General features: G+C 63.0%; 13 protein-coding genes. All 13 read left to right on the top strand.

What is annotated here, in order from left to right:
• Window positions 1-283: 283 nt before the first annotated feature.
• The 13 genes from ACFC1R_RS25660 (at window position 284) to ACFC1R_RS25600 (ending at window position 14,106) form a co-directional block, all read left to right on the top strand.
• Window positions 284-643: a phosphopantetheine-binding protein gene (locus tag ACFC1R_RS25660; protein WP_375942381.1), complete on the top strand. Its 360-nt coding sequence runs from the start codon at window positions 284-286 to the stop codon at window positions 641-643.
• Window positions 640-1,917, top strand: a complete 1,278-nt coding sequence (locus tag ACFC1R_RS25655; protein WP_375942379.1) for an AMP-binding protein — start codon at window positions 640-642, stop codon at window positions 1,915-1,917. The genes ACFC1R_RS25660 and ACFC1R_RS25655 overlap by 4 nt, the downstream gene beginning before the upstream one ends.
• Window positions 1,910-2,635: an SDR family NAD(P)-dependent oxidoreductase gene (locus ACFC1R_RS25650; RefSeq protein ID WP_375942378.1), complete on the top strand. Its 726-nt coding sequence runs from the start codon at window positions 1,910-1,912 to the stop codon at window positions 2,633-2,635. The genes ACFC1R_RS25655 and ACFC1R_RS25650 overlap by 8 nt, the downstream gene beginning before the upstream one ends.
• A complete protein-coding gene (locus tag ACFC1R_RS25645) occupies window positions 2,632-3,546 on the top strand; it encodes a transglutaminase domain-containing protein (protein WP_375942376.1) in 915 nt (304 codons plus the stop codon). Before ACFC1R_RS25650 ends, ACFC1R_RS25645 begins: the two co-directional genes overlap by 4 nt.
• 222 nt (window positions 3,547-3,768) lie before the next feature.
• A complete protein-coding gene (locus ACFC1R_RS25640; protein WP_375942374.1) occupies window positions 3,769-6,114 on the top strand; it encodes a peptidase domain-containing ABC transporter in 2,346 nt (781 codons plus the stop codon).
• Between the two features lie 132 nt (window positions 6,115-6,246).
• Entirely contained in the window at window positions 6,247-7,038 is a 792-nt protein-coding gene (locus tag ACFC1R_RS25635; RefSeq protein ID WP_375942372.1) for an inositol monophosphatase family protein, read from the top strand.
• Window positions 7,039-7,115: 77 nt separating this feature from the next.
• Entirely contained in the window at window positions 7,116-7,799 is a 684-nt protein-coding gene (locus ACFC1R_RS25630; protein ID WP_375942370.1) for a 2'-5' RNA ligase family protein, read from the top strand.
• Window positions 7,800-7,811: 12 nt separating this feature from the next.
• Window positions 7,812-8,867, top strand: a complete 1,056-nt coding sequence (locus ACFC1R_RS25625) for a sugar phosphate nucleotidyltransferase (RefSeq protein ID WP_375942368.1) — start codon at window positions 7,812-7,814, stop codon at window positions 8,865-8,867.
• Window positions 8,864-10,333: a class I adenylate-forming enzyme family protein gene (locus ACFC1R_RS25620; protein ID WP_375942366.1), complete on the top strand. Its 1,470-nt coding sequence runs from the start codon at window positions 8,864-8,866 to the stop codon at window positions 10,331-10,333. Before ACFC1R_RS25625 ends, ACFC1R_RS25620 begins: the two co-directional genes overlap by 4 nt.
• A 54-nt stretch (window positions 10,334-10,387) precedes the next feature.
• On the top strand, window positions 10,388-11,566 hold the full coding sequence (locus tag ACFC1R_RS25615; protein ID WP_375942364.1) for a hypothetical protein: 1,179 nt from the start codon (window positions 10,388-10,390) through the stop codon (window positions 11,564-11,566).
• Between the two features lie 19 nt (window positions 11,567-11,585).
• A complete protein-coding gene (locus ACFC1R_RS25610) occupies window positions 11,586-12,767 on the top strand; it encodes an NADP-dependent malic enzyme (RefSeq protein ID WP_375942362.1) in 1,182 nt (393 codons plus the stop codon).
• Window positions 12,768-12,833: 66 nt separating this feature from the next.
• Window positions 12,834-13,094, top strand: a complete 261-nt coding sequence (locus tag ACFC1R_RS25605) for a phosphopantetheine-binding protein (protein ID WP_375942360.1) — start codon at window positions 12,834-12,836, stop codon at window positions 13,092-13,094.
• A gap of 10 nt (window positions 13,095-13,104) precedes the next feature.
• Window positions 13,105-14,106, top strand: a complete 1,002-nt coding sequence (locus ACFC1R_RS25600; protein WP_375942359.1) for an LLM class flavin-dependent oxidoreductase — start codon at window positions 13,105-13,107, stop codon at window positions 14,104-14,106.
• The last annotated feature ends 187 nt before the right edge of the window (window positions 14,107-14,293 follow it).

The raw sequence follows: 14,293 nt of genomic DNA, 5'->3' as shown, positions 1-14,293 counted from the left end.
CTTCGGTGAGCTCTGGCACTCCACTGAGCGGTGGGAAACCGAGAACAGTCTCTGTAGAGGAGGTGATTAGAATGGAGAACATCGAGTTCGAGAGCGTTGACATCAGCGTTCTCTCCGATGACGAGCTGTCCGACGTGGTCGGCGGCACGGGTATCGTCGTTCCGGCGGCGAAGTCGATCCGCAACTAATCGGCGGAGTTCGTCTCGGCTGATGGGTGATCTCTCCTCATGCGGGGCTCACCCATCAGCCGAGCGGTACGTGATCAGTGTCGTAGGGCCTTGCAGTGGAGAACCAACGCAGGGAGGTCGTTAGCGCTCGCCTGTGCCCTATCTATTTCGCACTTACGAGATCCCTGCAGCCGACCGGTGAAGAATGGAGCAGTCCCATTCAGAGTGATTTCATCAGTGAAGAGGCCATTCGCGGTGCCGTTCGGCGAACACTGACAGCCGCCTCCCGAGCGGAGGTGGACTTCAACATCGACACCAGACTCGACGACCTCGACCTGGACAGCCTGCTGATAGCTGAGGTGATAGTCGAGTTGGAGGAGGAGCTTGACGTCCTTCTTGACCTTCACATCAGTGAGAGCCTGCTGACACTCGGTGATCTCGCGCGTGCGCTGCGGCCGGTCCGGTCCTCCGAATGACCACGATGCCGCCCGGCGAACCCCGCACGTCGGCGTGGATCCGTGATCCCCACGGCTCCATCACTTGGGATGAGGCATCGTGTCAGGTGGACCAGCTGTGTGGTGACTTGCGCAGGGCAGGGTATTCACGGGTGGCCGTGGAGGTGCGCAACGGTCGCCAACTCGTCCTCGCCCTGCTCGCTGGGCTTGCGTCCGACCTGGAGGTGATTCTCGCGGGACCGGGTGCTCCTCGCGAGACGATTGCCGAACTCCGTCCTCAGGGCGTCGTCTCCATGGTCCAGGTCGACGGTCGGATCGAGATCCGGTCGGCATCCGCGCCTGGTGCTCGGAATACCGATCTGCTGTCCTCCCCAGGGATATGGATCTTCTCGTCCGGAACCACAGGCCGGCCAAAGGCAACCCATTGGCCCTGGGCGTCAATCGCGCCCGGTAGCCTCCAGGAGCCGACGCCCGCAGGAGAGTTCTGGGGCATCGGGTATGCACCGTTCACTTTTGCCGCTGCCTCTGCGGTGGGCCAAGCCCTGAGTCGAGCAGGTCGGATCGAGTTCCTGGCACCTCGGGATCTGATGTCCACCGACAGTTACGGCGATGGGTTCGACGTCGTCGCGGCAACTCCGTCGTTCTGGCGGATGGCGGCAGTGTTCGCACTGCGAGGCGGTCACCAGCTCCGCAAGGTGGTGACCGCATCGACGGGCGGGGAGCCGGTCGAGAACTCGCTGCTCGAAACCCTGAAGACCGTCGTGGCGCCCGACCGTATCGTTCAGATTTTCGGCACCACCGAACTAGGCACCCTGCTGTCCGTCACTGATGGCGAGGCTGGCCTGCCCGGCACTCTTCTCGGCAAACGACTGCCGAACGGTGCGGCCTTCGACGTGGCGGACGGATGCCTGCGGATATCCAAGGCCGCCGGTCTGCCGTTCCAATCCACGGGTGACACCGCGAGGGTGGACGGGGGTCGGGTGTACGTGACCGGGCGCGAAGGCCTCGTGATCAATGTCGGCGGCCGGAAGGTCTCCCCGCAGCGCGTGTGCGAGACGGTTCAGCGTCATCCGGAGGTTCTGGCAGTGCGGGTGTACGCGGTGCGGAGCGCCCTTCTCGGGCACGTGGTCGGAGTGGAGGTCGTCCCGCGTTCCAGCGGAGACCGGGCGGCATTTGCTGCCGAAGTCAAGTCGTATGCACGGCTGCACCTTGCACCGCACGAATGCCCGCGTTCTGTACGCGTAGTTGATGAACTGCGGATTGCACCTTCAGGGAAAGTAGATGCGCATGAGTAGAGGCACCGTCTTCGTGACGGGAGGCTCGCGTGGCATCGGGTTGGAGATCTGCCGAGCTTTGCTCGTCGACGGGTACACCGTGGTAGCGGTCGCCCGGCAGACGACACCCGATTTCGGGACCTTGACGCACGACTTTGCCGGGAGAGCAGAACTCCATCGCGCCGATCTCGCCGACGAATCTGACCGTACGGAACTAGCCCTCCGTATACGTTCCTGCCGCGATCTGTACGGGCTGGTCAATAACGCCGGTGTCGCGGTAGCGGGACTGCATGTTGGCATGCCTCAGGCCGACTGGACTCGGATGTGGTTGCTGAATGTAATTGCGCCGATGGCACTGTGCCAGGCTGCCGCGAAGTCGATGCACCGTGCGGGTGTCGGGAGAATTGTCAACGTATCATCCATAAGTACACAAAAGACCTTCCGTGGGCTTGGAGTCTACACGGCAACAAAGTCCGCTCTGGAGGGTTTCTCGAGAGTCCTTGCAGTCGAACTCGGAGTTTGGGGGATCACCGTGAATTGCGTAGCGCCGGGCTTTATCCCCACGGACATGAACGCCGAGCTCTCGCAAGGACTCAGAGAGAAAATCGCAAGTCGGAATGTGCTCAATCGTCAGCCGTCTGCCCAAGATGTGGCGAGGACCGTGCTCTTCCTGCTGTCTGAGTCGGCCGCCACGGTCACAGCTCAGGTCATAAAGGTCGATTCCGGAGCGAGTGCGTGAACTCTGTCGGCGCGGCGGTTTCGGACGACGTCTCGGCGATCGTCGCCAAACTGCTTAAAATACCGGACAGCTCGCGGTCCTTCAGAGTTTCTGAGCCTGCGGCGGATGCGGAGTTTCGGATCGGACGGGACCTCCAGGCGGCCTTGCGGGTAGTGGGTCTGCCATGCCGCAGAACCGGTGAGGGCGTGCACTTCGACGGCACCGACCTCCTCAATGTGGCTCTGCATCTGGACATCGGATCCAGGCAGCGAAGGGTGTTGGACTGGTGGGCACGTGAACTGTGCAGGCCATACGGCGACCTGCACAGCTACCAGGTCGACTATGTTGCGAGCTGTCCGGGTCCGCATCGTTGCAAGGACTGCGAGTTCAGCCTCCTTCGGCCTAGCAGAAGCCGCCTGAGAGTGCAACGCAGTCTGACCGAGCCCACGGTCGTGCACACCGAGCTGTTCATGTTGGCCAGGGTCTGGCCGCAGTTTCCAGCCAAGCTGCTCGAACTCATCGACGACTTCAGTTGGATCAAGTACCTGCGTCTGCCGGATCCACTCTGCTGGGACACCGAGTTCATTCTCAAGCGGGGAGTGGGCGACTGCTCCGGCTTCGGGAGGATTCTCGCCGCCGAAGGCCGCGCCCGCGGGCTGGAGTCACGATTCTGCTATGGACGATCACTCACTCCGCCTTTCTCTGCGGCCCACTACTGGGCGGAGTTCCGGATCGATGGCGTGTGGGTTCCGGTGGATCCGCTCCTCATCGATGCGCTGGTCGAATGGAGGATCCTCGATCCGGCTCTGTGGGGGCGGAATTCGTCGCTGGGAGCAATCATGGGCAGACTGGCGAACCGATTTCGGCCACTAGCCCTGCATAATGGCGGCCCCGCCCCAATTCGGCTGCGAGTCTATCATTCGGACTCGTGAGGGCAGTCAGAAAGTCTGGATTCTGGCGCTTTTCCGCCGAAATTTGACGAAGGTATCAACTGTCCAGGATTTGCTCATCGAGTTCTATGTACGGAACATGAAAACGGAAGCCATGCAGATGGTGTATCACAGGCACATTCTTCTCACCGGCCTGGTGGGGCCCGCCCCGTCCCTGCGTGGGCAGTCGGACTGGGCGTCGGCCAATACCGAGGGGGGCCTGCGGTGAGTGCCGGCGGATCGCCCGGAAGCCAGCAGCAGTGCGGCCAGGGCTCGGGTAACCGACCCAGGTTCCGCAGCCAGGCACTGTCCGCTCGCGGTGCATCGCGTGAGTACGGACCGCCCGTCGGGCCAGCCAGTGCCGCCGGACCGTCCCGGGCGCCTAAGGACCACCGCTTCAAGGGTGCAGCCGGGCCGTGGTGGCAGCTGGGGCGGGTACGTCGGGTGCCCGTGCGCCTGCAGGCGCAGACAAGCGACTGCGGTGCTGCCGCTCTTGGCATGGTGCTGGCGTTCCACAATGTCGACGTGCCGCTGCAGGACTTGCGGCAGGCCACCGGGACGGGCCGTGATGGTGTGTCCGCCCGTCAGATCCTCGAAGCTGCCCGTGAGTACGGCTTCAACGCCCGCGGTGTCCGGGTCGGACTCCACGGGCTGCAGGACCTGCCGCCGGCCACCATCCTCTTCTGGGACTTCACTCACTTCGTAGTTCTGGAGCGGGTCAGCGGGGGCTGGGCGTATATCGTCGACCCGGCCTTCGGGCGACGTCGGATCACGCTGGCTGCTGCTGGCGAGTCCTTTACCGGCGTGGCCCTGCAGATCACACCGGGTCTGGATACGGCACACGACAGGAGCGGCCGACGAACGGCACGTCGATCGGACAAGAACCCCTGGCTCTACCTCCGCCACTTCTTTCCTCACGGTCTGCGCTGGTTGCCCTTCATCGTCTGCTCCCTCCTGCTCCTCCTGTTCAACCTGGGGATGCCGCTAGCCACGAGGTATGTGGTGGATTCCGTGGTCCCCGGGCGCCAGTTCACCGGGGCGGGCTACCTGTGGCTCGGGATACCCGTTCTGGCCACTGCGTACTTCGCGCTGCAACTCATCCGCTCGCTGTCGATGCTCACCATCCAGACGGCGGTCGACGAAAACGTCACGCTGAGCATCCTCAACCGCCTGTTCGCGCTGCCGTACGACTTCTTCACCAACCGCAGCCCCGGAGACCTCCTGCAGCGGGTGAGGACCGGCTCCGCCATTCGCCAGGTGCTCTCTGTCTCGGCATTTTCCACTGCCTTCGACGGGATACTCATCCTCGTCTACATGACTCTGCTGGTGCTCGCGGATCACACGTTGGCCTTGCTGGTGATCGCGATGGCGATGTTCCAGGTGGGGCTGCTGGTCGTCGCTTGGCGCAAGCAGGAGTACGCGAGTGCTGACGCCCTGGAGGCGCGGGCCAGGGCAGAGTCGGAACTCGCCGAGATCCTGGAGGGCATGGCAACACTCAAGGCGGCCGGTGTCGAGGAAGCGGCCAGCCACCGGTGGAGCCACAGCCTCGCCGAAGAGCTCAACACCCGGCTGCGCAGCCGCCGCCTCTTGACCCTGTCCTCCACACTCAGTTCGGCCCTGCAGCTGGCGGCTCCGCTGGTCATCCTGGCAGTAGGCTCCCTCCGGGCCTCGGCTGGCATCCTCTCGCTCGGTGATGTGCTCGGCTTCAGTGTGCTCGCCATGGGACTACTGGGGCCGCTCGCCAACCTCGTCCAGGTGGGGCTGCAAGTCTCCGGGCTGGCACCCGAGTTGGCGAGGCTCAGCGACATTATTGAGGCTACTCCGGAGAAGAGAAGCTCGGCTCGGTCCATAGCGGTGCGTGGCGAGCTTGAGGTGCGCGACGTGTTCTTCGCTTACCAGACGGGCAGAGCTGAGGTGCTCAGTGGCGTCTCCTTCCGTGTGCCGCGGGGAAGTTTCACCACCGTGCTGGGCGCGTCGGGCTCAGGCAAATCGTCGTGTGCGCTGCTGTTGGCAGGGCTGCACAATCCGACCATCGGTCAGATCCTCGTGGGCGGACATGAGTTGTCTGTGATGGACACTATCGCATACCGGAGATCCATCGCGTTCGTCAACCAGGATTCGCGCCTGTTCTCCGGCACGATCCGGGAGAACATCGCCTTGGGCGGGTCCGAGGTGTCGGAGGCAGAGGTGACAGAGGCCGCGCGGCTGGCCGGAATACATGACGATGTGGCACGCATGCCGATGGGCTATGACACCCTGCTGGCGTCCGGCGGTGCTGGAATATCCGGAGGCCAGCGCCAACGGATCATCCTGGCCCGGGCCCTGGTGAGGCGTCCGCGACTCCTCATCCTCGACGAGGCGACCAGTGCCCTTGACCCAGTGCTGGAGACAGAGATCTTCGAACGACTTCGCCACCTGGGCATCACCCTTGTGGTGATCGCGCATCGGCTGAGCGTCATCGAGAGTGCCGACCAGGTCGTCGTACTGGAAGCAGGGAAGGTCGTCCAGTACGGCAGTCCACAGGAGCTCTCCAGCCAGACAGGTCCGTATCGAGCACTCGTGGGCGCATAGTGACAGCCATCTCGGTGCCGCCCGCCGGACGCGGACCAGCCGATTCACTCCCGAGGCGCTGGACAGGCGTACCAGGGCGACAACCGAGTGCCTCAGCGCCTTCATCACCCTGCACCGAAGAGGACATCGCCAATGAACAGGCTCGAGGTGGCCAGAGCAGCCTCCGCCGCCGGCGCAGCAGCCGCCCTGCGCTGCCACCGTGATCCCGACACCGCACAGTGGTGGAAATCCGATGGTTCCATCGTGACCGACGCCGACCTGGCAGCGGAGGAAGCGGTGATAGCGACGCTGCGCCTACTCGCGCCCGACGACGCGATCATCGCCGAGGAACGGGGTGGGCCGGATGCGCTGAGCGACGTGTGGATCATCGATCCGATCGACGGCACGGAGAACTTCAGCCGAGGGCATCCCGTCTGGGCAACCCTTGTGGCCTGGTCTGGCTCGAACGGAGAGTCCGTAGCGGCGATCGACGCCCCCGCGCTGGGCCGCAGCTGGTGGGCCGAGCGCGGTCGCGGAGCCCACAGCGACCTCGGCCCCCTCTACGTCTCCGGGATCAACGAGGCAGCAGCGGGAGGTCTCTGCTTCGGAGGAGTCCACGAGTACCCACTGGAGCTGCGAGCAGGCATCGGCGAAGTGGCGGCCCAGTTCCGCACGGCGTGGGGCTGGGGGAATTTCTGGGCCCACATTTTGGTGGCCGAGGGAGTCAGCGATGCCGCGGTCTCCTACGGGACATCGCTCTGGGACGTCGTCGCGCCTGCACTTGTCGTCGCGGAGGCCGGGGGTACCTCGACCGATGTACTTGGAAACACCGACCCCCTTGCGGGAAGCCTGGTGAGTACCAATGGCCGGATCCACGGAGAGGTCATTTCCGCGCTTGCCGCCGTCGGCTTTTCCGCACCATCGCACCCAGGAGCCAGAGGGTAACGGCCGACCGACCGTCACCGGGAGTCGTAGTCGCATCAGCAACGGCCAAGCACTACAAGCAGAGCAATCGAGGAACCATGTCGGACCTGACCGTCAAGTACCGGAATCTGTGGACTGAGGCTGACTCCGCGCTGCGCGCGGGCTCCTACACCGCGGACACCCTGCCGCGCCATGGCGATCCCCGGTGGGGGCTTAGTCTCGTCGTCGGTATCGAGAACGAGACGAGAAGTCGGATCGCCCAGGATCTGGGCCCGATCGCGACGGCTCTTTCGCCGCATCATTTCGTCTACTCGCCCGAAAACCTTCACAGTACGGTGCGAAGCCTCGAAGGCTATCAGGACGAGGTCCCACGAGAGCAGGTGAGCCATTACGAGGATCAGATCCGCCGCGCTCTTCGCGGCTGCCCGCCGATTGAGATCGAACTGGTGGGCCTGGCCGGCTCAAAGGGAGGGATCTTCGTCTGCGGGTACCCCAACGACGGGCTCACCGAGCTGAGACGCCGACTGCACGACCGGGCGCTCGCCGACGGTCCGCGAGCCTTCGCGAGCAACGACTACCGCAACGTCCGCGACACAGCCCATGTCTCGGCGGCCGTCTTCCAGGCGCCGGTCGTGCCTGAGCAGGTGATCGGCGAACTGGTCGCCGCCCGGTCGGAGAAGGAGTACGGCAGGGTGAAAGTCTCGGCGCTGGATCTTGTCAGCTACTCCCTCGACCAGGGCGCCATCACCATGAATCGGCTCGCGACCATCACGCACGAGTAGGAGGCCCTTGCCATGCACGGCGTGCGCGGCCTGATCTTCGCTGCGGGCCACGGCTCACGGCTACGGCCTCTCACCGAAACCGTCCCCAAGCCTCTCCTCCCAGTCCTCAACATCCCCCTACTGCACTGGGCGGTCCTCCGGCTGAAGGACGCTGGCATAACCGACATCGCGATCAACCTGCAGGAGCGCCATTTCGACCAGTTCAGGAGTTCGGTGGGGAGCGGCGAGCGATTCGGGGTGGAGATCACCTATCTGCACGAGAAGGAACCACAAGGCACGGGTGGGACTCTGCGCGCCTTGACGGATTACTGGGGGGACAGCACCCTGGTCGCCGTCGACGCCGATATCATCTCGACGCTCGATATAGCCGGACTGCTTGAGCACCACAGGTCCTGCGAAGCCGATGCCACCATCGGATGCCTGCGGCACCCGTGGAAATCAGCCGAGTTCACCGGCGATATACTCGACGTCGATCCTGGGACATCTCGCGTCCGCGAATACCAGCACATGCCCGGAGAAAAAGCAAAAGGGCGCATTGCGGCAACGGGGACCGTCGTGCTGGAGCCGTCGATTCTCGACTTCGTCCCCGAGGCGTCCGACGCGACTGCAGGCCCCGATCCTGTGGATCTCGGTCGTGACGTGCTGAGCAGGGCGGCCAAGGAGTCGTGCCGTGGCCTCTTCGCCCATGTCTCGCCGCACAGATTCGTCGATTTCGGCACACCGGAGCAGTTCCTGGCGGGTTCGATCATGGCACTTCACGGACGCCTGGGCACGCCTCCCGACCCCCATGGGCGGTGCGACATCAGGGCTGCACCGGGGAGTGCCACCATTGCTGAGGATTCGTCAGTTGAGCCGCCGGTCCTCATCGGCGAAGGAGTGACGATAGGCCCGGGCTGCCGTCTTACCGGGCCTGTGGTGATCGGAGACGCCAGCGAAATCGGTGCCGGTGCCGAGATCAAGTCCAGTGTCGTGCTCCCAGGCACGCAAGTGCCGGCGGGCAGAAGAGTGCATGACGCCGTTATCGGAAACGGGATACGCCTCCCAGACTACCTGGAGGAGAAGGCATGATGGTGCAGGGTGGACAGCGAGGCGAAGCCACGCCCGGAGAACCGAACGCAATCGTCGCACTGCTGAGCCGGGCGGCGAGGTCGAGGCCGACGGGATGGGCTGTGCGCGACTCGACCCGGGCCTTGACATATCCGCAGTTGCTGGAGGAGTCGGCCGAAGAAGCCGTGAGGCTCGGTACGGCGGGTATCCAGCAAGGCAGCCTGGTGGTCGTCGAGTCGACGCACGACAATGACTACCTGGTCTCGTACTTCGCAGCGCTGATCTGCGGCGCCAATGTCATGCCCTGCGACCCTCGAGCGGGTGCTGCCGAGATCGAGCGTGAGATCTCTGAGTCCGGCGTCGGGTACCACCTGCTTCCCCGGAAGAGCGGAACGCTCGTCACCCGCCGCGCCGTCAGGCAGGCATTCTCGCCCACAGGACTCGACGGCACCCCGCTCGCCGGAGGTGTGCTGCTCCCCACAAGCGGTACCGGCGGCCTGCCGAAGCGTGCCGTGCACATCGCGGAGCGGCTAGTGGCGAATGCCACTGCCCATGCCGATGCGGTCGGCTTGACCGGCGACGACTGCACGCTGCTGGTGCTCTCCCCAGCGTTCGGCTACTGCCACACGAGTCAGATCCTCGCGCACCTCGCGGTCGGCGGCAGGCTCGCGTTCGCGCCTAGGCCTGCGATGCCCGCAGATCTCGCGGCTGCCATGAGAGTTGCCGGTGTCACGAATACGACACTGGTTCCCCATCTCCTGGGCCCGGCCACGGTCAGAGCATTCAGCGGAATAAAGACCCTTCGCCAGCTGACTATGGGTGGTTCGGCTTGCAGTACCGACTTCCTGGGCGGAGTCGGCTCCGAGCTATCGCAGGTCGAGGTCATCCAGACCTGGGGGATGACCGAGTGCGGCCCCCGGGTCACGACCTGGCGGGCCAGCCGCGATCCGTTGAGGCCGGGATGTGTCGGTCTGCCCATCGCCGACGTGGAGGTGTCGGCGGTGGTGGGAGCCGGCAGCGATGCCGCCTCGCTGGGCAGCGAGGCGGGTGCGTGGGGCGAGCTCTACGTACGGACTCCGTACGCGATGACCGGGTACCTGAACAATGCCGATCCGAGTGTGCTGGTGGGCCCGGATCTGATCCGGACCGGCGATCTGGGTAAGGTCGACGCCGACGGATACGTGTATGTCCACGGCCGGATAAAGAACCTCATAGACGTGGGCGGCCAGAAGGTCTCTGCAGAGGAAGTCGAATCTGTCATCATGGCGCTCTCAGGGGTCGGGGCGGTGCGTGTCGTTGGCGAGGATGTGCCGCGGCGCGGCCAGAAGCCCGTCGCATATGTCGTGCGAAGTGGCTGCGAAACTCCCGATGCTCAGCAGGTGATCTCGGCTGTACGGGAGCGACTTGCCCCGCACAAGTGGCTCAGGGATGTTGTGTTCGTCGATGAGTTGGAGACCACTGCCACCGGCAAGATAAAGAGAAACTGAGCGGTGGACGCCGAACCCCGATCTTCCTGTGGCGAATTGTGGAGATTCGAAGAGATGACATGGATTGACGAGCTAGTCAAATACTCGGTCGAAAACGTCCCGTACTATCGACACCGGTACTCGGGTGCCGATGTTGCGTTCGCAGAGCTCGAGGTGCTCGAGAAGCGGGCGGTAGCTGGCCGCGAAGAGGAATTTATCAGCGACGAATACGCTGTGCGCGACCTGCTCTTCAATTCCACGAGCGGCACTACGGGTGTGCCGTTGCGCCGCTACTTCCGGGCTTCCGAGGCCAGCCGTACCGCAATGCCGCTCTGGCGGGCTCGCAGGCGGTACGGGGTGGTGGATCCGCGGCTGCCCTCCTGCCGGTTCTACAGCGACGATCACGGGCGGGGCCGGGTCTCCTCGGACGATCACCTACTCAGTCTCAGCGTCCGTGACCTCTCGGACTCCGCCTTCGCCGCGTACCACGCCGCGATGACAGAGCATCGGCCCGTATGGTTCCAGGTCGTGCCCAGTGTTGCCGGCCGGTTCAGCAGGTGGATGCTCTCACACGGTCTATCCGGACCGTCGAGTTTGAGACTGATCGAGCTGAATAGCGAAATCACGATGCCCACGGATCGCGCCGACATTGCCGCGGCATTCCCCAGCGCGCTGCTAGCAGACCATTACGGCTCCAAGGAGACCTGGTGTATCTCCTATGAATGCTTTCGGGGCCGGCGCCATGTCCTGACCGAGAACATGCACGTCGAGGTGCTCACCGATCGCGGCGTCGCCAGCACCGGAACTGGCCGGCTCGTGGTCACCAGTCGGCACTTTCGCACGATGCCTCTGCTGCGCTACTGCCTCGGCGACCGGGTCACGTTGTCGTTCGGCCAGTGCGAGTGCGGGCGGAGTGGCTCCGAGGTGGAACGCGTCGATGGCCGGATCAGTGAGTATGCAGTAGGCGATGCGGGAGAACCCGTCTACCAGACGTTCTTCGACATCGGTGTCAGGAGAAGTCTGAGCCGTTGGCCACGGTCCATCGGCCGTTACCAGTTCCATCAGATTGGGCGGACTCTGGAGGTGTGGATCGAGCCGGGTGAGCGTTGGAGTGCGGAAGTCGCCGACAGTTTGGTCCACTACCTGCAACCCACCTTCTTCGATTCGGATATCAGGGTGGTTCCGATGGACATTGCAGAAATCCCGCATAGGAAGTTCCGCTCCGTGATCAGTGATCGGGACAGTCCGATCTGACATGGCGCTGGATTTCTGAGTGCCGGGCAAGAACTTTAAAGGGGAAATCATGGCGATGCCGCATGAGTCGCAAGTCCTGCGGACTTTCGAGAACGGGCTTCTCGAAATAAGTAGCCGGATAGTTCCTCTTTCGTCGGACGGACTTGACGTCATGTCGACGTCGGCGCTCGCGGTAGCGAGTCGCGAGGTGGCGAAGGGCGACGATGCGGCGGCGGACTACACATGGACGAGTCGGCTGGTAGCGGTGATCAGCGACGGATCGGCCGTCCTGGGCCTGGGAGACCTTGGTCCTCGCGCGGTACTTCCGGTGCTCGAAGCGAAATGTGCACATCTGAAGGCAACCGCGGGCATCAACGCGATACCTCTGGTCTTCTCTGACAGGCGGATCGAATCGATCGCTGACGCACTGGCAGCGCTTCGGCCGTCCTTCGGGGCCGTGAGCATCGAGGACGTGAGCTCGCCGCGATGCTTCGCGCTGGAACAACTGCTGCAACAGAGGCTGGACTGCCCGGTCATGCACAATGACCAGCACGGCACCGCGGTGGCGGTGGCAGCGGCTCTTCGTAATGCAGCGGCGGTACTCGGCCGGGATTTTGCCTCGCTGCGTGTCGTCGTCGTGGGGGCGGGCGCCGCTGGCATCTCGACGGCATGCCTGCTGGTCAAGTCGGGAATCGCGGACGTCACCGTGGTGGATACCCGAGGTGTGGTCCACAGCGAACGGACGGATCTCAACAAGCCGAAGCGTGAAATCAGCCTCCGCACAAATCCAAGGAAGATCGTCGGAAGCCTGGCCGATGCTCTGGTGGGCGCCGAGGTAATAATCGGGCTGTCGTCGGGGAGGATAGCCATGGAAATGATTTCCCTCATGTCGTCAGACCCTATAATCTTTTCACTGGCCAATCCAGACCCAGAGATCGGCCCGGAAGTCGGCAGGTCTCTGGCTGCGATCTACGGATCCGGGCGGTCAGACGAGAAGAACTGGATCACGAATCTGCTCGCTGTGCCCGGGATCTTCAAGGGGATGCTCTCCGCCCGGGCCAGGCGAATGACCGACGCCATGCTTCTCTCGGCCGTGGACGGGATCGTCCGCGCAACGGGCGAGTGTCTTTCGCCGAACCGGATCGTGCCGAGTGCGCTTGATCCCGACACATGCAGGATTGTCAGTGCACACGTCGCTCTTGCCGCTGGCTGCGGGCGATGAGGTGCACGTCGAAGAGGGAAGAATGAGAGGCAAGGCAGAATGTCGATTGATACCAGAATATACGACATGATCGGCGACTTTATCTCGTCGGCCAAGGGAAGGCATGCGGCCGTCGAGTTCTCCGATGAGTCCCATCTCATCGACGACCTCGAATTCGACTCCCTCGATCTCGTGTCGTTCCTGGCGGAGATCGAGGATGCGTGGGGCTTCGCGATTTCGGACGAGGACTTCTCTGTAGATCGGTTCGCAACGGTCGGATCCGTCCGCTCGTACATCAGGGAACGAGTGGTCCCCCAGGAGGACCAGGGTCCGGCATCTCAGAGGTAGGACCGGTATCATGAGCAAAATAACCGATGTGTACGGTTCGATGCAGGGAGAGTTCCCTGCGGAAAATTACGTGGAGAATTCCGTGCGCTTGGCGTCCCTCTGTGAGAAGGTCGGGTTCAGTGGGGCGTTGGTGCACTTCAATCACCGCGTTCCTGACCCGTGGCAGCTGTCGTCGCTGCTAATTCAAAACTCGCAGACCTTCGTTCCCATGGTGGCCGTCCAGCCGTATTACATGCCACCCTTCGCGCTAGCCAAGACGATTGCCTCTATCTCGTTCCTGAATGGCCGCCGAGTGGCCCTGAACATGGTCGCCGGATCGACTCCAGGTGAACTGCGGCAGGTTGGGGACACCCTTGATCATGACGCACGCTTCAAGCGCATGGATGAGTACCTCCAAGCCGTCGGGTGTCTGCTGTCGGCCGATGGCCCAATCGATCACGAAGGGCCCAATTACCGCTACCGTAAACTTCGGGCGATCGACACGGTGGAAGGGACTGTCCGGCCTCCAAAGGTGTTCATCGCGGGCTCTTCGGATTCCGCAAAGGACCTCTGTATCCGGCATCGAGCTGTTGCAGTCACGAACCCTAGTCCGGTAGACCTGTTCTCAGCGGAGTTCGCCTCGAAACTCCAGGGGAAGACCGAGATAGGCATCAGGATCGGCTTGATCGCAAGAGAGACCCGGGAGGAAGCGTGGTCCGCCGCCAAGCAGTACTTCCCTCCCAGTCGTGTCGCATACATGAACGTCAAACTCAATGGCCGAGCCTCCGACTCGGTATGGCGAAAGGGCTTATCCGATCATTCTCACAGTGAAGTGCACGACAACGTCTACTGGCTTGGAGCGTTCCTGGCAGGCGGATCCCATTCTCCGTTTCTAGTGGGTACGTACGAGGATGTGGCCGAGTATCTCGGCAGATATGTTGCATCGGGTGTCACTGCTCTTATTCTGGCCAGCCCATGGGAGGAGTACGAGTCGAATGCCGATTTGATGGATAGGGCAGGATTGAGGATCTGACGATTATTGCCGGTTTGATCGCCTCGATCTTTCTGTATCGTCATTTTCGAAGTTGGCTTTGCCGAAAAACCTCATTTGTATGGAGGCGTTAAGAACTCGTAACACGATCTTGCTGATCGTTGCTGGTGGGGCGTGACCGATGTGACGATTCGTCCGTTCGTGATGGCGTGAGCAACAAACCGTGGAT

The organism is Kitasatospora sp. NPDC056138 (genome assembly GCF_042264695.1).
Classification (GTDB): domain Bacteria; phylum Actinomycetota; class Actinomycetes; order Streptomycetales; family Streptomycetaceae; genus Kitasatospora.
This window is presented reverse-complemented; position numbering and strand designations above follow the sequence as displayed.